This window comes from Bradyrhizobium sp. BR13661 (assembly GCF_029892425.1).
GTDB lineage: Bacteria > Pseudomonadota > Alphaproteobacteria > Rhizobiales > Xanthobacteraceae > Bradyrhizobium.
The window spans coordinates 150,605-170,808 of sequence record NZ_JARXWB010000003.1; the positions used below are offsets into that span (position 1 = coordinate 150,605).

General features: G+C 62.7%; 17 protein-coding genes. 7 read left to right on the forward strand and 10 right to left on the reverse strand.

The features are described 5' to 3' along the window. Nucleotides 1–8: 8 nt before the first annotated feature. From M2427_RS06340 to M2427_RS06365, 6 genes are all read right to left on the reverse strand, one after another. Nucleotides 9–1,226, reverse strand: a complete 1,218-nt coding sequence (locus M2427_RS06340; protein WP_280705348.1) for an FAD-dependent oxidoreductase — start codon at nucleotides 1,224–1,226, stop codon at nucleotides 9–11. A 10-nt stretch (nucleotides 1,227–1,236) separates the two neighbouring features. Further along, nucleotides 1,237–1,665 (reverse strand): globin family protein, encoded by a 429-nt coding sequence (locus M2427_RS06345; protein WP_280705349.1) that lies wholly within the window; start codon nucleotides 1,663–1,665, stop codon nucleotides 1,237–1,239. Between the two features lie 121 nt (nucleotides 1,666–1,786). Continuing rightward, complete coding sequence (locus M2427_RS06350; RefSeq protein WP_280705350.1) at nucleotides 1,787–3,178, reverse strand: MFS transporter; 1,392 nt, start codon at nucleotides 3,176–3,178, stop codon at nucleotides 1,787–1,789. Nucleotides 3,179–3,514: 336 nt separating this feature from the next. After that, nucleotides 3,515–4,309 carry an ABC transporter ATP-binding protein gene (locus M2427_RS06355; protein ID WP_280705351.1) on the reverse strand — a complete coding sequence of 265 codons (795 nt, stop codon included), beginning with the start codon at nucleotides 4,307–4,309 and terminating at the stop codon, nucleotides 3,515–3,517. Nucleotides 4,310–4,321: 12 nt separating this feature from the next. Beyond that, the gene (gene ntrB / locus M2427_RS06360; protein WP_280705352.1) at nucleotides 4,322–5,218 is read right to left on the reverse strand and encodes a nitrate ABC transporter permease; all 897 of its coding nucleotides are present in this window, start codon (nucleotides 5,216–5,218) and stop codon (nucleotides 4,322–4,324) included. Between the two features lie 57 nt (nucleotides 5,219–5,275). Continuing rightward, nucleotides 5,276–6,592, reverse strand: a complete 1,317-nt coding sequence (locus M2427_RS06365) for a CmpA/NrtA family ABC transporter substrate-binding protein (RefSeq protein WP_280705353.1) — start codon at nucleotides 6,590–6,592, stop codon at nucleotides 5,276–5,278. 677 nt (nucleotides 6,593–7,269) lie between these two features. Between M2427_RS06365 and M2427_RS06370 the strand changes: the two genes are divergently transcribed. Both M2427_RS06370 and M2427_RS06375 read left to right on the forward strand, forming a co-directional pair. Continuing rightward, nucleotides 7,270–8,109, forward strand: coding sequence for a formate/nitrite transporter family protein (locus tag M2427_RS06370; RefSeq protein ID WP_280705354.1), 840 nt, complete (start codon nucleotides 7,270–7,272; stop codon nucleotides 8,107–8,109). 67 nt (nucleotides 8,110–8,176) lie between these two features. Next, nucleotides 8,177–9,910: a bifunctional protein-serine/threonine kinase/phosphatase gene (locus M2427_RS06375; RefSeq protein ID WP_280705355.1), complete on the forward strand. Its 1,734-nt coding sequence runs from the start codon at nucleotides 8,177–8,179 to the stop codon at nucleotides 9,908–9,910. 16 nt (nucleotides 9,911–9,926) lie between these two features. Here M2427_RS06375 and M2427_RS06380 read toward each other — a convergent pair whose 3' ends face one another. Continuing rightward, nucleotides 9,927–10,844, reverse strand: a complete 918-nt coding sequence (locus M2427_RS06380) for a dioxygenase (RefSeq protein ID WP_280705356.1) — start codon at nucleotides 10,842–10,844, stop codon at nucleotides 9,927–9,929. 163 nt (nucleotides 10,845–11,007) lie between these two features. On the opposite strand from M2427_RS06380, the gene M2427_RS06385 reads away from it, so the two are divergent. After that, on the forward strand, nucleotides 11,008–12,282 hold the full coding sequence (locus M2427_RS06385; protein WP_280705357.1) for a serine hydrolase domain-containing protein: 1,275 nt from the start codon (nucleotides 11,008–11,010) through the stop codon (nucleotides 12,280–12,282). A 156-nt stretch (nucleotides 12,283–12,438) separates the two neighbouring features. Here the strand turns inward: M2427_RS06385 and M2427_RS06390 are convergent, their stop codons facing one another. Beyond that, nucleotides 12,439–12,672, reverse strand: coding sequence for a hypothetical protein (locus M2427_RS06390; protein WP_280705358.1), 234 nt, complete (start codon nucleotides 12,670–12,672; stop codon nucleotides 12,439–12,441). Between the two features lie 421 nt (nucleotides 12,673–13,093). Between M2427_RS06390 and M2427_RS06395 the strand changes: the two genes are divergently transcribed. Beyond that, a complete protein-coding gene (locus tag M2427_RS06395) occupies nucleotides 13,094–14,551 on the forward strand; it encodes a sensor histidine kinase (RefSeq protein WP_280705604.1) in 1,458 nt (485 codons plus the stop codon). A 644-nt stretch (nucleotides 14,552–15,195) separates the two neighbouring features. Here M2427_RS06395 and M2427_RS06400 read toward each other — a convergent pair. Together M2427_RS06400 and M2427_RS06405 are read right to left on the reverse strand one after the other, a co-directional pair. Continuing rightward, nucleotides 15,196–15,927 carry a cytochrome c biogenesis protein CcdA gene (locus tag M2427_RS06400; RefSeq protein WP_280705359.1) on the reverse strand — a complete coding sequence of 244 codons (732 nt, stop codon included), beginning with the start codon at nucleotides 15,925–15,927 and terminating at the stop codon, nucleotides 15,196–15,198. 236 nt (nucleotides 15,928–16,163) lie between these two features. Further along, on the reverse strand, nucleotides 16,164–16,430 hold the full coding sequence (locus M2427_RS06405; protein WP_027528892.1) for a hypothetical protein: 267 nt from the start codon (nucleotides 16,428–16,430) through the stop codon (nucleotides 16,164–16,166). Between the two features lie 471 nt (nucleotides 16,431–16,901). On the opposite strand from M2427_RS06405, the gene M2427_RS06410 reads away from it, so the two are divergent. From M2427_RS06410 to M2427_RS06420, 3 genes are all read left to right on the forward strand, one after another. Next, nucleotides 16,902–17,951 carry a LysR family transcriptional regulator gene (locus M2427_RS06410; protein WP_280705360.1) on the forward strand — a complete coding sequence of 350 codons (1,050 nt, stop codon included), beginning with the start codon at nucleotides 16,902–16,904 and terminating at the stop codon, nucleotides 17,949–17,951. Between the two features lie 29 nt (nucleotides 17,952–17,980). Further along, on the forward strand, nucleotides 17,981–18,352 hold the full coding sequence (locus M2427_RS06415; protein ID WP_280705361.1) for a helix-turn-helix transcriptional regulator: 372 nt from the start codon (nucleotides 17,981–17,983) through the stop codon (nucleotides 18,350–18,352). A 446-nt stretch (nucleotides 18,353–18,798) separates the two neighbouring features. Beyond that, entirely contained in the window at nucleotides 18,799–20,163 is a 1,365-nt protein-coding gene (locus tag M2427_RS06420; RefSeq protein WP_280705362.1) for a L,D-transpeptidase family protein, read from the forward strand. Nucleotides 20,164–20,204: the final 41 nt, after the last annotated feature.

Consider the following 20,204-nt stretch of genomic DNA (forward strand, 5'->3'; position numbering starts at 1 on the left):
CGCCTCCTTCAAGCCGCTTTGGAAGGAAGCGCGAGCGCGCGTCCGAACATCATGTCGGCGCGGATGCCAGCGATCTTCTCGCGGGTTCGGATCAGTTCGAGATACCAGAGGGCATCAGCAGTATCGCCGACCAGCACCGCGCCGGTGAGACATCCGCCCGAAATCACCAGCTTCTTGTAGGTGCCGCGCCTGCGGTCGGACAGCACGAGGCTCTCGCTGCCCTCGCCGCCCATGAAGTCGCCCGCCGAGAACACGCTCACACCCGACACTTTCAGATTGGTCGAGACGACGCTGCCCTGATAGGCCGCAGGGCGGCCACCAAGATGCCGGGCCAGCACGCGCGCCTGCTCATAGGCGGGCTCGACCAGGCCATAGCAGGTGCCGCGATGCTCGGCGCATTCGCCGAGCGCGTAGATGTCTGATGACGCCGTCTGCATCACGTCGTCGACGACGATGCCGCGATTGACCGCGATGCCGGCCTCCCTGGCCAGCGCAATATTGGGCCTGATGCCGGCGGCGAAGATCACGGCATCGGCCTCGATGCGGCTGCCGTCGGCGAGTTCGACGGCTTCGACGCGCTCGTCGCCATGGATGCGGGCGGTGGAGGCATTGAGCATGATGCGGATGCCCTTGCGCTCGACCAGCGTCTTGAGCAGATCGGCAGCCGGCCCATCGAGCTGACGCTCCATCAGCCGATCCATCAGATGCAGCAAGGTTACGGGCGCGCCGGCTTTCGCCAGGCCATAGGCCGCCTCCAGGCCGAGCAGGCCGCCGCCGACCACGACGACGCGCTTCTTCGCCGCCGCCAGCGTCAGCAGCAGATCGACATCGCGGGTGTCGCGAAAGGTGTGCACGCCGGCGAGATCGGCGCCAGGCACGTTGAGACGCAGCGGCGTCGAACCCGTCGCGAGCACGAGCTTGGAATATTCCATGCTCTCTTCGCCGGATATCTTGAGCTCGCGGCGGCCAGTGTCGACCTCGGTGACGCGATAGCCATAGCGCACGGTGACGCCGCGGTCGCGCCACCAGTCCGCGGGCTTGAGCTCGATCTCGTGCGAGCCGGTCTCGCCGGCCAGCACGGATGAGAGCAGCACTCTGTTGTAAGCGAGCCGCGGCTCCTCGCCGATCACAGCGACCGCGTAGCGGCCGAGCGCGGTCTTGGCAAGCTCGTCGACCAGACGCGCGGCTGCCATACCGTTACCGACGATGACGAGCGGTTCACTCACAAGGCATCTCCTATTCGGCGGCCTGCGGCTGCGCGCCGTAGGCCTCGGAAATCATGTAGCCGGACAGCACGCCGTAGGCGTCGGTCCAGGCGGTTGCGAGTTCGGGCGTCCAGGCTTCACCGAGCCCCTTCTCCAGGGTCCACAGCAAGGTCGCGCCGACCACGGGATAGTGCTCGGCCCTGGCGCCATAGGCGACGTGACGCTTGGCCAACGACGACGCCGCGGGAAGAATCGTTTCAAGATTCGACAGGCCCGAGACGACAGCAGCGAGCATGCCCATCAGCTTCTTGCGCTGCTCGGTCATGTCTTCGGGAAACATCGCGCGCACGGACGGCGCCACTTCGAACAAGCGGTCGTAGAACAGCTGCGAGGCTGCTTCTGAAATCGGTGCGACCTTGGCAAAGCTCTGCTGCACGAGGGCGATCTGTTGGGGCGTCATGATGGTCTCCAGTCTGTTTCGGTCTGCTTTTGTCCGCGCCGTTGCGGAAAAAGTTCATGGGTCAAACGTCATCAGAGCAGCTTCTCCCCGCGTACGGGGAGAAGCGAGTTGTGCGCCAAGTTCAGACCCGCGCTCCGGCCAGGCTTGGTGCGCCTTCACTTTGCGGGCTGCGACGCAGATAGAACCACCAGGTGATCGCGAGACATGAGGCGTAGAAGGCGAGATAGATCGCGAGCGCGAGCTGCGGACCGCCGGTCATTGCGATCGACTTGCCGAAGCCGCTCGGGATCAGATAGCCACCCACCGCACCCACCGCGCCGATGAAGCCGACCGCCGCGCCACTCTCGATGCTCGCCGTCTTCAGCGCCGCTATGCGGGCCGCATCTCCCTGCCCGCGCGCCCTGAACAAATTCTGCTCGCGGAAGATCGAGGGGATCATGCGATAGGTCGAGCCGTTTCCGATGCCTGTCGTCACGAACAGGATCAGGAACATCGACAGGAAGCCCATAAAGTCCTTGTGCCCGACGAAATAGAGCACGCCGACTGTGGCAGCAGCCATCGCTATGAAATTCCAGAAGGTGAGGATCGAGCCGCCAATCTTGTCGGCGAGCAGACCGCCGAGCGGCCGCGACAAAGAGCCGACCAGAGGCCCGAGGAACGCGATTCCGATCGTCACCGTCGGAAACTGCGTCTTGATCAGCAACGGGAACGCTGCGGAGTAGCCGATGAAGGATCCGAACGTGCCGATATAAAGATAGGCCATGATCCAGGTGTGCTTGCGCTTCACCACAGCGAGCTGGTTCTTGATCGACGACTTCGCCGAGGTGAGGTTGTTCATGAAGAACACCGCACCGAACACCGCGATCGCGATCGGTAGCACCCACATCAGGCCCGCGTTCTGGAGGAAGATGCCGTCGACGGGCGTTGCCTGGAACAGGTTGATGACGGCGAGCGTCATCAGGATCGGGGTCATCAGCTGCACGCTGGAGACACCGATATTGCCGCCGGCCGCGTTGAGGCCAAGCGCCCAGCCCTTCATCCGGTCAGGGAAGAAGAACGAGATATTGGTCATGCTGGAGGCGAAATTGCCGCCGCCGAGACCGGCGGTCGAAGCCACCAGCAGCATCAGCCAGAACGGCGTGTCGGGCTGGCTCACGAAATAGGCGAGCGACAGCGTCGGGATGAACAGCACGGCTGCGCTGAAGATGGTCCAGTTGCGGCCGCCGAACGTCGTGACCGCGAAGGTGTAGGGAAAGCGCATCAATGCGCCGATCAGCCCCGGCACCGCGACGAGCTGGAACAGTTGGTCGGTGGTGTAGTGGAAGCCCGCCTGCGGCAGCTTGGTGGTGACGATGCTCCAGATCAGCCAGACCGAGAAGCCGATATGTTCGGCAACGATCGACCAGATCAGGTTACGCCTTGCGATGGTCTTGCCAGTCGCATTCCAGAACGCCTCGTCTTCGGGGCGCCAGTCTGAAATCCAAGTCGGATTTCGAGTCGGATTCTTCGTCATTACAAATCCCTTCTAGGCTCACCGCTGCGTCGTTGCAGGCTCTGCCTCCGCATGGAGGCGCGCTCCGAGGCCAGGCCCCGGTGGCGAGATCACGATGCTGATTGATGATGTTGAGGGACGTCGTCGTTGGCGTCGAAGAAGGTAATTCAACTTCCGTGCCAACTGTCCGCCATCAGGAAATACAGGGAATTCAGCGGCTTATTCGAATTGCCCGAAATTTTTGCAAGCACTTTTCGCACGCAAATTTTGCGATTCGCTCAATCCCTGTGCGGCGCACAAGGATTGAGCTTGATGATTCAAAAATGGGCGCAGGCTTTTCACGCGTTAACCACGGGTTTACGCGGCCTCGACGAAGCGATGGCGTTCATAGAGGAATTCGAGCACGCGCTGACGGCACTTCAGATAGGTGGCGTTGGTCGCAAGCTCGAGTCGCTTGCGTGGCCGCGCCAGCGGCACGTCCAAGACCTCGCCGATGCGCGCGGAAGGGCCATTCGTCATCATCACGATACGGTCGGAGAGCAGCACGGCTTCGTCGACATCGTGGGTGATCATCAGAATGGTGTTGCCGAGCTTCTGATGCAGCGCCATCACGGAGTCCTGGAGATGGGCACGGGTGAGCGCGTCGAGCGCGCCGAAGGGCTCATCCAGCAACAGCACCTTCGGCTCCATTGCCAGCGCCCGGGCAATGCCGACGCGCTGCTTCATGCCGCCGGAGATTTCGGACGGACGCTTGTCCCGGGCGTGCGCCATCTGCACCAGATTGAGATTGTACATCACCCAGGCATCGCGCTCGGCCTTTGTCTTGGTCTTGGCAAAGACCTTGTCGACGCCGAGCCTGACGTTCTCATACACGGTGAGCCACGGCAGCAGGCTGTGGTTCTGGAACACCACGGCACGATCGGGTCCCGGCGAGTTGACCTCACGGTTCTCCAGCAGCACGCCGCCGGTGGTGGCGCCCGTCAGCCCCGCGATGATGTTGAGCAGGGTCGACTTGCCGCAGCCGGAATGGCCGATGATCGAGACATATTCACCCTTCTCGATCGTCAGGTTGATGTCCTTCAACACCTCGGTCGTCGCGGCGCCGCGGGTGAAGATCTTGTCGATGTGGTCGAGCTTCAGATAGGCGGTCATGTGCCCTCTCTCTCAGTTCTGCGCGGTGCCGCGGGTGACGATTTTGCCGAGGCCCGCGATCAGGCGATCGAGCACGAAGCCGATGATGCCGACATAGAACAGCGCCAGGATGATCTCGCTGATATGTGAGGAGTTCCAGGCGTCCCAGATGAAGAAGCCAATGCCGACGCCACCGATCAGCATTTCGGCGGCAATGATGGCGAGCCAGGACAGGCCGATGCCGATGCGAAGCCCGGTGAAGATGTAAGGCGCCGCCGCCGGGATCATGATCTTGGCAAAGAACTCGAGCGGGTTGAGCTGCACCACCGCAGCGACGTTGCGATAGTCCTGCGGGATGTTGCGGACACCGACCGCGGTGTTGATGATGATCGGCCAGATCGAGGTGATGAAGATGACGAAGATCGCCGACGGCTGGCCGTCGCGGAATGCTGCGAGCGAGAGCGGCAGCCAGGCCAGCGGCGGAATTGTACGCAACACCTGGAACAGCGGGTCAAGCCCGCGCATCGCCCAGACCGACTGCCCGACCAAGACGCCGAGCGCGATGCCGGCAATCGCGGACAACGAGTAGCCGAGGGCCACGCGCTGGAGGCTGGCGGAGAGATGCCAGAAAAGACCCTTGTCGATGCCGCCATGGTCAAAGAACGGATCGAAGATCAGCTCCTTGGTGTCCTTGAATACCTTTGATGGCGGCGGCAGCGCCGAGCCGGCGCGGCGGCAGACGAGTTCCCACACCAGCGTCAACAAGGCGATCACAACCAGCGGCGGGATGACGCGCACAGCTAGCTCCCGAGCCATTCGCGCGTAGGTCTCTGCGCGCGGCGGGCGCTTCGGCGTCATCGCGACAACAGGCGCGGCAACGACCGCAGGCGCTGCAGTCTCAACCTCAATCTTCGTGGCAGGCATGTTCATCGCAATTTCTCCGGCATTAAGACGATGCGGCCGCCCAAAGGCGGCCGCGACGCTCCATCAGACTTCGACGCGCTTGATTGCGAGCGACTTCAGATAGGCCGCCGGATTTTCGGGATCGAACACCTTGCCGTCGAAGAAGGTCTCCTTGCCGCGCGAGGTCGATGCTGGAATGTCGGAGGCGGCGACGCCGAGCGCCTTGGCTGCATCCTTCCAGAGGTCCTCGCGGTTGACCTTGGCGATCAGCGCCTTGGTATCGAAGCCGGGCTCATACTTGCCCCAACGGATGTCCTCGGTGAGGAACCAGAGGTCGTGGCTCTGGAAGGGATAGGAGGCCTGGTCCTTCCAGAAGCGCATCTGCTGCGGCGAGTTGTCGACGACGCGGCCGGTGCCGTAGTCGAACTTGCCCTTCATGCGATCGGTGACGTCCTCAACCGGGCAGTTGATCCACTGGCGCTTAGCGCAGATGACGGCGGCCTCTTCGCGGTTCTCCGCCTTCTCGGCCCATTGCTGGGCTTCCATCACCGCCATCAGCAGCGCCTTCGCCGCCTTCGGATATTTGTCGACCCAGGCCGCGCGCATGCCGAAGGATTTTTCGGGATGCTTGTCCCAGAGCTCGCCGGTGGTGATCGCAGTGTAGCCGATCTCCTGATGGATCAATTGCAGATTCCAGGGCTCGCAGACGCAGAAGCAATCCATGGTGCCAACCTTCATGTTGGCAACCATCTGCGGCGGCGGCACCACGATGGTTTCGATATCCTTGTCCGGATCGATGCCGCCGGCGGCGAGCCAGTAGCGGATCCACAGATCATGTGTGCCACCGGGGAAGGTCATCGCCGCCTTCACGGCCTTGCCGCCCGCCTTCTTCCTCTCCAGCGCCGCCTTGAAGGGCGCGGTGTCGATGCCGACCTTGATGTCGGCATATTCCTTGGAGACCGAGATGCACTGACCGTTCAGGTTCAGCCGCGCCAGGATGTACATCGGCGTGGGCTGGTTGTTCTGCGTCACCTTGCCTGAGGAGATCAGATACGGCATCGGAGTGAGGATATGCGCGCCGTCGATGCCGTTGCCTTCGGAGCCGAGCACGAGGTTGTCGCGCGTGGTACCCCAGGAGGCCTGCTTCTGCACCTCGACGTCGGGCATGCCGTATTTGGCGAAGATGCCCTTTTCCTTGGCGACGAACAGCGGGGTTGCATCGGTCAGCGCGATGAAGCCGAGCTTGGCACCCTTGACCTCTGGGCCCGCATCCTGCGCGAACGCACCGGCGGGGAAATTCAGCTTGGCGGCGGCGAGGAGAGCGGCGGTAGAGCCGGCGGCCTTCAGCAACCGGCGGCGGCTGATGCCATTGTCGGAGGGCCGGCGAATGCGCTTGGTCATGTCTGGTGTCGTCCTTTGCGTCGTTGCGAATGATTGCATCAGTGCGCACGAGCAGCCCGTCCGTCCGTCACGCCCGAAAATGGCGCATGCGAACGCGCGACGGGGAGACCCCCGCCTGGGTGGCGTCAGCAAATTCGGATGAGAAGTCTCGCGGGACGGCTTCAATGGCGTCGGCTTGGAACCATTCAAGCTTCATGCCAAGGCCGCGATCAACAAAACAGCAGCATAATCAAACAATTATGCAGCCCGCGCCCTTCTGTCGCGGGCTTGCCGCGCACGCGAAATTTGCTGATTGCTCATTCCGTGTGCGCCGCACAAATCTTATGCAGCCGCCTATGCAACGGGCCGCGGACCCAGTCAAAGAAGGCTCGGGCCAAGCACTATCCAACTGATATTACTTCTATTTTATCGCGCGCTTACGCGGCACGCAACTTGCTTATCTATCGGTGTCAACGAAGACTGCGGCTTGCCGCATCGTTGCAGCCTCTGGCGGCTGCATCAGGAAGCTCCACTGCTTCGCAGCCTTCCCGGCTCAGTCCTCGTGACGCGATTCCCAAGGCTTCCAGACCTCCCATAGCCCTCGTGCGGGGCAGAACCGTCCGCACGGCCCATGACGCTCAGCCACGCTCTCTCCCGAGGGCGTGTCGGTCTCACCTACGAAGCAAAAGGAACCATTGATGTCGTATCTCGCGCCTTCGGAATTCGTCACCAAGATGGTGGACGCAGGCGAATCCAAGATCTTCATGTCCACCCGGGATACGGTCATCCGCGCCTATATGGCCGGCGCCATCCTGGCACTCGCGGCCTGGTTCGCAGTCACCATCAACGTCAACACCGGCCAGCCGCTCGTCGGCGCGCTGCTGTTTCCGGTCGGCTTCAGCATGCTTTATCTGCTGGGCTTCGACCTCCTGACCGGCGTGTTCGTGCTCGCCCCGCTCGCGCTGATCGACAAGCGGCCCGGCGTCACGCTCGGTGGCGTCCTGCGCAACTGGGGCCTCGTCTTCGCCGGCAATTTCGCCGGCGCCCTCACCGTCGCCTTCATGATGGCCTTCGTCACGACCTTCGGCTTCACCCAGGAGCCCGACAAGGTCGGCACGGCCATCGGCAATATCGGCGAAGGCCGCACGCTCGGCTATGCCGCCCATGGCGCGGCCGGAATGGCGACGCTGTTCATCCGCGGCATGCTCTGCAACTGGATGGTCTCGACCGGCGTGGTCGGCGCGATGATCTCGACCACCGTCCCCGGCAAGGTGATCGCGATGTGGATGCCGATCCTGGTGTTTTTCTACATGGTGTTCGAGCATTCGGTGGTGAACATGTTCCTGTTTCCGTCGGGGCTGATGCTGCACGCCAAGTTCTCGATCCTGGACTATTTCATCTGGAACGAGATCCCGACCGTGCTCGGCAACCTCGTCGGCGGCCTCGCCTTCACCGGCCTGACCCTCTACGCCACGCACGTGCTGACGAAGCCGAAGCGCGAAGTGGCGGCGAAGGCACAGTCACGCGCGGCGGCCTGAGCGATCGCTGTTCAAAAGAGGGAGCTTCGCCTGCTAGGGTGAAGCTCCCTTTGCATTGGTGGCGAGGATGGGCCGCGGGCTGAAGATGTCGATCGGGCAGCACTCCGACAAGGGGCGCAAGCCGGTCAACCAGGATTTTCACGGCGCGCTGATCCCCAGCGAGCCGCTGCTCGGCCTGAAGGGCATTGCGGTGGTGCTCGCCGACGGCATCTCGAGCAGTGCGGTGAGCCAGGTCGCGAGCGAGTCGGCGGTCAAGAGCTTCCTGACCGACTATTACTGCACCTCCGAATCCTGGACCGTGAAGACTTCGGCGCGTCGCGTTCTGGAAGCGACCAATTCGTGGCTGCACGCGCAAACGCGGCGCAGCCAATACGCTTACGATCGCGACAAGGGCTACGTCTGCACCCTCACGGCCATGGTCGTGAAATCCACAACAGCTCATATCTTCCACGTCGGCGATTGCCGGGTCTACCGTGTCGCCGGCAAGGCCCTCGAGCAACTCACCGAGGATCACCGGATCATCGTCTCGTCCGAGCAGACCTATCTCGGCCGCGCGCTCGGGATCAATCCGCAGGTCGAGATCGATTACCAGGCCCTTCAGGTCGAGCCGGGCGACATCTTCCTGCTGGCAACGGACGGGGCCTACGAATTCGTCGATCATCGCTTCGTCACGGGTGCGCTCGAAACGTATGCAGACGATCTCGACGCTGCGGCAAGAGCCATCGTCGAGGAAGCCTATCGGCGCGGCAGCGACGACAACATCACCGTGCAGATCCTGCGCATCGACGAGGTGCCGCAAACAGGCTCAGTCGATATTTTCGGCGGCGCGGCCGAACTGCCGCTACCGCCCCTGCTGGAGCCACGCGCATTGTTTGACGGCTATCGCATCGTCCGCGAAGTGCATGCCTCTAGCCGCAGTCACATCTACCTTGCCGTCGACACCGAGACCGAGGAGATGGTCGCGCTGAAAATTCCGTCGGTCGACCTGCGCGACGATCCCGCCTATCTGAAGCGTTTCCTGATGGAGGAGTGGATCGCACGCCGGATCGACAGCCCGCACGTGCTGAAGCCGCGCGCGCGGTCCAAACGACACAACTATCTCTATGTCGCCACCGAATTCATCGAGGGACAAACGCTGAGGCAATGGATGCTGGACAATCCACGTCCCGATCTCGAGACGGTGCGCGGCATCGTCGACCAGGTCGCGGCGGGCTTGCGCGCCTTCCATCGCATGGAAATGCTGCATCAGGACCTAAGGCCCGACAACATCCTGATCGACAAGACAGGCACGGCGAAGATCATCGACTTCGGCGCGGTCAAGGTCGCCGGCGTCGCCGAGGCAGCCCCCAATCCTGGTGATGCCGAGATGCTCGGCACGGTCCAGTACACAGCGCCGGAATATTTTCTCGGCGAAGGCGGCTCGCCGCGATCGGACATGTTTTCGCTCGCGAGCATCTGCTACCAGATGCTGACCGGGACCTTGCCCTATGGCGCCCAGCTTGCCCGCATCAGGGGGCGATCGGACGCCTGGAAGCTGAGATATCGTCCGGCCAGCCACGATGACCGTGCGGTGCCGATCTGGATCGATGGCGCGTTGCGGAAAGCGCTACATCCCGACCCGAACAAGCGCCACGAGGACCTGTTCGAGTTCACCTACGAACTCCGCAACCCCAACTCAGCTTATCTCAGCACGCGCACCACGCCGTTGATCGAGCGCAACCCGCTGCTGTTCTGGAAGCTGACGACAGTAACGCTGGCCTGCGTCGTCGTGGCCCTGCTCGCGCTGCTGCACGCGCGCTAAGCGGGGCCTGCGCCCCTTACGCCGGTTCGGCGGCCTTCGTCCCCAGCGGCTTCGGCGCGATGCCACCGCCAGGCTTGAGGTGAAATTCGTAGGTCATCAGGTGCCACCGTCCATTCGCCTTGCTGCCGTCGGGCATCTCAGCGTCGTTCCGCGGCTCGACCTTGGCGATCAGATCGTCCTTGACCCCGAACACCACGTCGGAATCGAGATATTTGTCGCCATCCATGAAGACGTGGGTGATCAGCGGCTCATAACCCTTGGCATTGACCAGGAAGTGCACATGTGCCGGGCGCATCGCATGGCGCTTGGTCTGCACGATCATCTCGCCCACCGGCCCGTCCGTCGGAATCGGGTAGCTGCAAGGTAAAATCGTGCGGAAAAAGAAGCGGCCGTCGCCGTCGGTGATGAAGCGCGCTCGCGCGGAAGCACCGACCTCGTCATAGTTTGCCTTCTGGGAATCATAGAAGCCGTCGTCGTCGGCATGCCAGACATCGACGGGCACGTTCGCGAGCGGCTTGCCATGGAGATCAGTGACGCGGCTCTGCACGAACATCCGCTCGCCGGTGAGATTGTTCGGCGAGATATCGGTGCCATGGGCGGTGACCTTGTGCTCCCCGACATAGAACGGGCCGAGCACCGTGGTCTGGGTCGCACCACCCCGGTCGCGATGGTTGACCGCGTCGACCAGCATGGAGACGCCGAGCACATCGGAGAGCAGGATGAATTCCTGGCGGGTGTCGGTGCATTTCTGGCCGGTCCGGGTCAGGAAATCGATGGCGTATTCCCATTCCTCGAAGGTTAGACCCGTCTTGCTCACGTAATCGTGCAGCGACTTCACTAATTCCTGGAGCAGGAATTTCGCGCGCGGGTTGGGCGCGTTGTCGAAACTCTTGACGACGGCCTCGGTGAGTTCGGTCTCATTGAACTGGGTCATGGTGCGTTTGCCCTGGATTTTCTCGTTGGCCCGGCCGGGCTGTTTTGGAGGCATTCCAGCCTGGAGCCTACACCATCGGGCAGCCTCGCGTTAAGCGCGACCCGCTTGGATTAAGGTCGTCATTTCGGCTATCAACGTCCAACAAATCTGCCCGGAGGAACTGATGCTCGCCCCTACCCCCGCCTCGCCCGAATCCGTGGGCATGTCCAAGGCCGCGCTCGACCGCGTCGATGCCCATCTGAAAGTCAGGTACATCGATGCCGGCCGTTTCCCGGGCACGCATCTCCTGGTCTACCGCCGCGGCAAGATCGCCCACAACTCGGTGCAGGGTTTCGCCGACGTCGAGCGCAAGGCGCCGATCAAGGACGACACCATCTACCGCATCTATTCCATGACCAAGCCGCTCACCAGCGTCGCCTTCATGATGCTGGTCGAGGAAGGCCTGGTCGCGATCGACGAGCCTGTCGCAAAGTACATTCCGGAATGGAAGAATCTCGGCGTGTTCGTCGCCGGCACCCACCCCAACTTTCTGACCCGGCCGCCGTCCCGGCCGATGCTGATCGTCGATCTCCTGCGCCACACGTCAGGACTGACCTACGGTTTCCAGCAGCGCTCCAATGTCGATGCCGCCTATCGCGCCGAGAAGATCGGCGAGGTCGAGAAATCAGGCACGCTCGAAGGCATGATCGAGAGCCTGGCAAAGATCCCGCTGGAATTCTCGCCGGGCGAGTCCTGGAACTACTCGGTCGCGACCGACGTGATCGGCTATCTCGTCGGCAAGATCTCGGGGATGCCGTTCGAGCAGTTCCTTAAAGCACGCATCCTCGATCCGCTCGGCATGACCGATACTGACTTCTACGTCCCGGCCTCGAAGGCGCATCGCTTCGCCGCCTGCTACAACGCCGATCCCGGCGGCGGATTCACCATGCATGCCGGCCAGCGCCGCGAGGGCCTGACCCTCCAGGACGACCCGACCAAGAGCTCGTTCCTCTCGCCGCCCTCCCTCATTTCCGGTGGCGGGGGGCTCTGCTCGACCATGGCGGACTATCTCACCTTCTGCCGTGCGCTGCTCAACGGCGGCGAGCTTGGCGGTGTCAGGCTGATCGGGCCGAAGACGCTGGCGCTGATGACGACCAACCACATTCCTGGCGGACAGGCACTGCCTGACGTGTCGCGCTCGCTGTTCTCCGAGGCGACCTACAACGGCATTGGCTTCGGTCTCGGCTTTGCGGTGACGATGCGCCCCGCGGAGACGCTGATCGCAGGCAGCCCCGGCGAATATAATTGGGGCGGCGCAGCCACGACCTCGTTCTGGATCGACCCGGCCGAGGAACTCATCACCATCTTCATGACCCAGGTGCTGCCGTCGAGCGCCTATCCACTCCGGCGCGAGCTGCGCAGCATGGTCTACGCCGCGATCACCGAGAGCAATCTCTGACGCTCCTGACATTTGTTGCATCGGGCTCCGCGCGCAATCGCGGAGCCCGATCGATTTTTGCTGCTCAGTGGAAGTGGCCGATCAGATAGATGCCGCCGCCGATCACAAGCACGGCCGGTACGGCCCATAGGATCAAGACTGGCATTTGCATCCTCCTCAGTTTGACGTGCAGACCTTGACGGTCTTCATGCCGCTCTCGGCCTCAGTGCGCGATTTGTAGACCGTGCCCGACGGGCTGACGACGGTCATGCTCGTCTCCGTCGGCTTCTTGTCGACGACCGTGCACTTCTTGGTCTTGACGTCCTGCACGACGTAGAACTCGTCGGCCGCGAACGCCGGCAACGAAAATGCAGCAATCATCACTGCCGCGGTTGCGATCCTCAGCTTCATTCTCTCCTCCTCCAATTGCCGGGTGTTCCTCACCCGGTCGAATTGCAAACGGGAAAAACTAGCAATTAGTTCCTATCCGCCGGGAACGTCACTTTTCAGGGATGTTGAAGGAGCGATCGTTTCTCGAAGTTGATCACATGACATCGCATCGAGAGGCCTGGATCGCCGGGCTCAGCCTGGCGGCCGTGTACGCGGTATGCCTGCTGCTCACCGCCATCAACATGAGCTGAGGCGTTAGCAACCGCGCCGCAAAAACTCCGTTCGGCCTGCTGGAGCCATCCGAAAATCGTGGCGCCGTGCGCGTCCTGTCCGTATGGTTCTCTCAAAATCATACACCGGCGCACAAGCGCTGGAACCGGGACGCCCGCGTTTGTCAAAGCTCACCCTGCCGGTCCGGCTCGCTCTCCTGGTCACGGGAACGATGTTGCCGCTGATCGTCTTCGCGGTCGGCATCGCGTTCTACAACTACAAGCAGGACCGCGGCGACGCGACCCGCCGCGTGCTGGAGAACGTGCGCAGCATGCGCCTGGTGCTGGATTCCGAAGTGCAGCGGATGACCGGCGGGTTGCAGGTGCTGGCGCTCACGAACTCGCTGCGCGACGACGACTTTGCCAATTTTCGCCGTATCGCGCTCGGCTTCCTCGAACAGTATGGCAAGGGCGGCCTGCTGCTGATCTCGGACAGCAAGGGACGCATCCTGTTTTCTTCCACATCGGAAGACACCGCGAGCCTGCCGCCACGCAGCAATATGACGATCGTGGAGAAGTTGTTCGCGACCAAGGCACCGCAATATTCCGACCTGTTCAACGGCGCCTACAACCATCGGCAGGTGCTCACCGTCGAGGTTCCGGTGTTCCGCGACGGTGAAGTGGTCTACGACCTCTGCTTCAGTCCGCCCATCGGTATTTTCCAGAACCTCGTCGAGAAGCAGCGGCCAGACCCGGAATGGACGGTCTCCCTGCTCGACACCACGGGCACCGTGTTCGCCCGCGTGCCCAATCCAGGCGAAACCTTCGGCAAGCGCGCTTCGCCCTCGCTCTACACCGAGATGTTTCGCAGCAACGAGGCTGCGCTCTCATCGGTGTCGCTCGACGGTACTCCACTCGCGTCCGCCTATACGCGATCGCATCTGACCGGCTGGACGGTCGCCGCCGGCGTCCCCGAAAGCTCGCTGATCGCCCCGCTCTGGCGCAACATCGCGATCACCAGCCTGATCGGCGGCGTGCTGCTGCTGGTCGGCCTCACCTTCGCCGTCAGGATGGCCACCACGATCGCGCGCGGCGAGATGCTGCACAATCTCTTGGTCGAGGAGCTCAACCACCGCGTCAAGAACACGCTGGCGTTGATGCAGGCGATCGCGGTGCAGACTTTTCGCAGCGCCAGCCGGGACGAGCGGACCAAGTTCGAGGGACGCCTCGGTGCGCTCGCGGAAGCGCATAATCTGCTCAGCCAGGAGAAATGGGCGGGCTCGGAGCTGCGGGACGTGATTGCCCGTGCGCTCCAGCCGTTCCTGTTGGCCAATCCCGACCGGATCCGGATGGCCGGTCCGGCCGTGCCGCTGTCGCCGCGGCTTGCCGTCGTGCTGTCGATGATCGTGCACGAGATCGCGACCAACGCCGCGAAATACGGCGCACTCTCCAACGAGACCGGCCGGGTGACGCTGGACTGGGAGGTCATGGCCGATGCACCGAAGCCGCGGCTGCGGCTGATCTGGACCGAGATCGGCGGCCCGTTGGTGACGGCGCCCGTGCAGCGCGGCTTTGGCTCACGCCTGATCGAACGCAGCGCGCGCGACCAGCTCGGCGGCGAGGCGACGGTGGACTTTTTGCCGCGCGGCGTGGTTTGCACCGTGATCTGCGCGCTGGACGAGACGCGGTGAACGCACCCGCACCGCGTGCGGAGACTATGCCTATTGGTTCTCCATGGGCCGACTCTGGTCGCGCAGCAGGAGCACTCCCCGAGGGAACTGAACCCATTGAAGCCTAGACTCGCACCAAGCGGCTACCTTGGGTTCAGGAAACGTCGGATCGGCAAAGCATCCAACCGGAATGCCGATGAGGTCCGGCAAGAGCTCAAGAGCTGTGCTCACGGTCGAACCACATAACGGGCAGAAAATGCATTCGACGTTCCCGCCTGACTCGCCTTTTCGGGCATAGGTCAAGCTGCTGCCGGAGCGTCCCTTTACTTGGCTCTTGCTCCATCGCGAGGTTAGGGCAAATGCGCTTCCTGAGCGCCTTTGACACCGTGTACAGTTGCAAGCTGAAACCAATGCCGGCTCGCCCTCGACGCTTAGACTTAGCTGTCCGCAATGGCAGCTCGCCGTGCGCATCATGCGGTCACCCTTCCAGCTCTTTCGAGAGCAGTTCAAGCCCGGGCGCAATACAATCTTAGATCATTGTTGTGCGTCAATAGCATTCGCGTGCGAGGACTTCGGCAAAAGGGCTATTAGGCGACAACGACGATCGAAAGAAGCGACTTTCGTTTTCATTCCCGACACCCCCACCATGTGGAGAGTCCGCCGCCCTACCCGATCGTCTGTAGCGCCGGAAACGTCTCGAGCAGCCAGATGCTGACATTCGACACCGCGCCGGTGAGGAAGCCGATGCCGGTGATCACCATCAGCACGCCCATGGCGCGCTCGACATTGACGAGGTGGCCCTTCATGCGCGCGAACAACGTCGAGAACTGCTCGATCATCAGCGCCGCGATCAGAAAGGGAATGCCGAGGCCCGCGGAATAGACTGCAAGCAGCCCTGCGCCCCTCGTCATCGTCGCCTCAGCTGCGGCAATCGAGAGGATCGCAGCGAGGATCGGACCGATGCAGGGCGTCCAGCCGAACGCGAAGGCGAGTCCCATGATATAGGCGCCCCAGAGCCCGACGGGCTTGGGGATCGGGAGCCGGCCTTCACGCATCAGGATGCCGATGCGCGTCAGCCCGAGGAAGTGCAGGCCCATGATGATGATGACGATGCCGGCAAGGATCGACAGCTCGGCCGACCAGGCGCGGATCAACCCGCCGACAAGCGAGGCGCTGGCGCCGAGCGCCACGAACACCGTAGAGAAGCCCAGCACGAAAAGCAGCGCCGCCATCATGATCGCGCGCTTGGAGGCCGTTTCAGGCTCGCCGCTCTCGACATGCTCGATCGTGGCGCCGGTGAGATAGATCAGATAGGGCGGAACCAGCGGCAGCACGCAAGGAGAGAGGAAGCTGACAAGGCCGGCGATCATCGCCGCCGTAATCGAGACATTTTGCATGATGCAGTCGGAGCCATCCCGGGCTCTCGGGCCAGCGCGCGGGGATTGCGCTCATGACCGGAGCCGAACCGGCTCTGGTGTAGCCGATGCCGGGGAATGCGCAACAGAGGCGCGATCAAACAGACGCGATCAAACTGGCGCGATCAAACTGGGCTCCTCCCGATGCCGCCTGTGATCACAGATGCGGCATCGGGACGCGCACAAAGCTCGCCAAAAAGCGAGATCAGGCGGCGCGGCTACTTCACCACGCGGAGCAGCGGACGCCGGGGCTGGTCCTGCGTCTGCTTGGAGGGGGGCAGCGGCTCGCTGGCAGCGCTCCGCAGCATTTCGTCGCACAGCGCCTTGAGGTCGGCACTGTCAATTCCTTTGAGCTTCATCCTGACATCGAGGATGACGATCGAGAGTAGCTCAGCCGATTCACGGCTATTGCTCTCGTTGAGAACCTTGCGGCACTCCTCGAGCGTCTCGAGCACCGATTGCAATTGTTCGTCTGAATGCGACACCGGAGTTCTTTCCGTTAATTCGGGCTGCGAGACGTGCTTGTAACAATGCCCTCGGCCCTCAAAGCGAATGAAGGATAGCACGAGGAGTCCGAGCCCTCGAAGACGATTTCAATATGTTTCCGCGTCGAAACTTGGGTTCCGGACAGCATCGCTCCGCGGCGTAAGCCGGAACGGTCAAAGCAAAAATGCTTGGACCAACGCGCTTGATCCATCCCACGCGAACGCGCGACATCTCGCACGTCAGCTTGCGGTCCGCATGGACCCTGCAATCCCGCAGCCATGGTAAGGCTCGCAACGGAACGCACGTGTACCCCTCTTCCAGGCAAAAACGAGCCCGATTCCCAACCCTTAGCACACTCAAATACCACTGCGGGCGCGGTAAGTATGGCGTTCAAAACTCACCGTTCCCCAACCCGTCGTGGTTGTGGTTTGCGCTAGATTCTGCCAGTTTACCGGCCCGAAGGGACTTGTATGCACTCCTTGGCGGAAAGGGGCGTTCCACTGGAGGAACGCCTAAAGACAAACATCAGCGGCCTGTCCGATTGGGACGCGGCCCGCATTTTCCTGGAAGTCGTTCGATGCGGCAGTTTCCGCTCGGCGGCTGAACGCTTGTCGCTGTCGATCAACGCTGTCCGCCGCCGAATCGACGATTTCGAGCGCCAGACCGGCACTACCCTGTTTACCCGCGACGTCCACGGAACTCATCTGACCGATGAAGGCGCGCTGGTGGTCTCCGCCGTCGAGCGCATGGAGGCGGCCGCCTTCGACGTGCTGCGCACCAGCGATTCGACCGCCAATGCCCTCACCGGCGAGGTCCGCGTCGCGGTCACGGAAGGTTTGGGCACGTTCTGGCTCGCGCCGCGGCTGGTGGAATTCCAGCAAGCCTATCCGAATGTGCTGGTCGATTTGCATTGCGCGATGCGCTCGGCCGACGTCTCACGTCACGAGGCCGACGTCGCCATCCATCTGTCGCGTCCGTCGGCGCTCGACGTCAAGCTGGTGCGGCTCGGCCGCATGCACCTGATGTTCTGGGCCTCCAAGAGCTACATCGAGAAATACGGCGCGCCGCGCTCGGCTGCGGAGTTGATCAAGCACCGCCTGGTGCTGCAATTCGCCGACCAGATCGCCGCCAAGGAAACCTTTGAGAGCTTCTTCCCGGGCGTTCCGGAACGTGACCTTCTGGTCATGAAGACCAACGTCTCAAGCGCCAACTACTGGGCGGTCGCGAATGGCGCCGGCATCGGCGTCTTCCCGAGCTATGCCATTGCGCTTGGCGGGAAGTTGATTCCACTGGAGGTCGAGTTGAACCGACCGCTGGATATCTGGTTGTCCTACCACGCTGGTAGCGGCCGGATTCCCCGCGTGCGGCACATGATTGACTGGCTGATCGAGGCTTTCAATCCGGCTCGCTTCCCGTGGTTTAAGGAGGAGTTCGTGCACCCGCATGAATTCAAGGACTCGTATATGGGCGAACCCCTGACCCAGCTCTTCGGGGGATTTTCAACCGAAGAACAAAGGTGAAAACGAAGATGAAAGCAGCGGCGAAGAGAATGAAGCAGCGCAGTGCCGGCAAGCCGGACATCGAGCTTGGCAAGCGCATCCGTCTGCGGCGCGTCGAGATGAAGATCTCGCAGGCTGAGCTCGGCGAAAAGCTCGGGGTCAGCTTCCAGCAGGTCCAGAAATACGAGAAGGGCGTCAATCGCGTCGGCGCGGCTCGGCTTCAGCAGATCGCCACCGCCCTCGATGTGCCCGTGACCTTCTTCTATGACGGCGACAACAAGGCCCGCGAAGTCGAAAGCCTCCTGTTCCTGGACTCGGCTTTCAGCCTCCGCCTGCTGCGCGCCTACAGCAAGATCAAGGATCAGACGGTGCAGCGTCAGCTCGTCTCGCTGATGGAATCGATCGCAGCGAACGAAGACTGAGCCGGTCGACGGCCTGGCCTTCACGGCCAATGTTCAATCCGCCGCGTCGCGGGGACGCGGCTGGATTGGGCGGGTGCCTGGCAGGCCGGAATTGACGAGATCAGATGGGGTCTGCGCGCCGCCAGCGCGCGGCCTTTGTCTCTTGGGGCGGCGTGGCCGCCCCTTTTTCTTTGTGCTCCAGCGGCGTTTGACCGCCATCGATCGCGATTTTTCGCGAACCCCTCCCGGCCTTGCTGCGACCAAACCGAGAGCCTTGGCGCCGGCGCGTGGGGGCTCGATGCGCCATGCTTAGTGGGACCGTAACCCTGTTACCCTAGGGTCCCGCCGATTTCAGCGAATCGGCACACACAGCTTGGGTGGCCGGGAATTGCCAATGCGAGTGCCCGTTCGGGCCTCGTTCTCTCGCCTAGTTCTCTCGCCTAGTTCTCTTGGGGAAAACCAGACAAATGTCGAAACGCCATGCCGTGATCGTTGCCATGAACCTGTTCGCGGCGGGCCTCCTCGCCAGCGCCACCGCATTCGCGCAGACAGAGACGACCGGTCAGGCCAGCCCCAAACCCGCCGCACCGTCCGGTACGGTGCCCACGGCCGCCAACCCGGCTCACGCCCCTGCCCCCAAAACCGCTGTCGCGGCACCGGCGTCAACCGCCGAGAGCCGCTCGGCCGCCGCGCTCGCGCTGACGCACGAGCCGACCTATGACGAGGGCACCGCCCAGCGGATCAAGGACGCGGCGCTGAGCTATTCCGATCTCGCGGTGCGCGGCGGCTGGCCGACGATCCCCGCTGACGCCAAGTTCGCGCTCGGCGTTCCGGGCGCCAATGACGATCTCCTTCGCAAGCGCCTGATCCTGACCGACGACCTCGCCGCCGACAAGACGACCGGCGCGTTCGACCAGGACCTCGCCGACGGCGTGAAACGCTTCCAGGCCCGCCACGGTCTCGCGCCGACCGGCACGATGACGCCGCGCACGCTCACCGCCATGAACGTCCCCGTGCAGAAGCGCATCCGCCAACTCGAGGCCTCGCTCGAGCGGCTCGAGAACACCAATTTCAGCTTCGGCCAGCGCTATGTCGTGGTCAACATCCCGGCCGCCTTTGCCGAGGCGGTCGAGAACGACGTCGTGGTGCGGCGTTATCGCGTCATCGTCGGCAAGACCGAAAAGCCCTCCCCGACGCTGACGGCCCAGATCACCGGCGTCGTGCTCAATCCAACCTGGACGGTGCCCTCCTCGATCGCCAAGACCGAGATATCAGCGCATATGCGCAAGGACCCGACCTATCTGTCCCGCATGCACATGGAGGTGCTCGACGGCCACGACAATCCGATCGATCCGCATTCGGTCGACTGGTCGGGCACGCACGCGCCGAACTTCACCGTGCGCCAGCAGAACGGCACGTTCAACGCGCTCGGCGCGGTGAAGATCGACATGCCGAACTCATATTCCGTCTACATGCACGACACCAACCAGCGCAGCCTGTTCAGCGACGATTACCGCTTCGATTCCCACGGCTGCTCGCGCGTCGACAATGTGCGCGATCTCGCCGCCTGGCTGCTCAAGGACCAGCCGAAATGGACCCGCGCCGAGATCGACGCGGCGATCGCCACCGGCCAGCACCAGGAGGTCGCCATGGCCAGGAAGGTGCCGGTGGCCTGGATCTATCTCACGGCCTGGATGACCAAGGACCAGACCGTCCAGTTCCGCAACGACGTCTATAACCAGGACGAGCAGTTGCTCGAGGCGACCGCCGAGGAAGCTGCGTTCTTCAGCAATGCCGGCAACCATCCGCTGACCGCGCACATGGCGCAGTAGGCATGCAATCCCGCTACGGGCGGATGCAGGACCGCATCCCC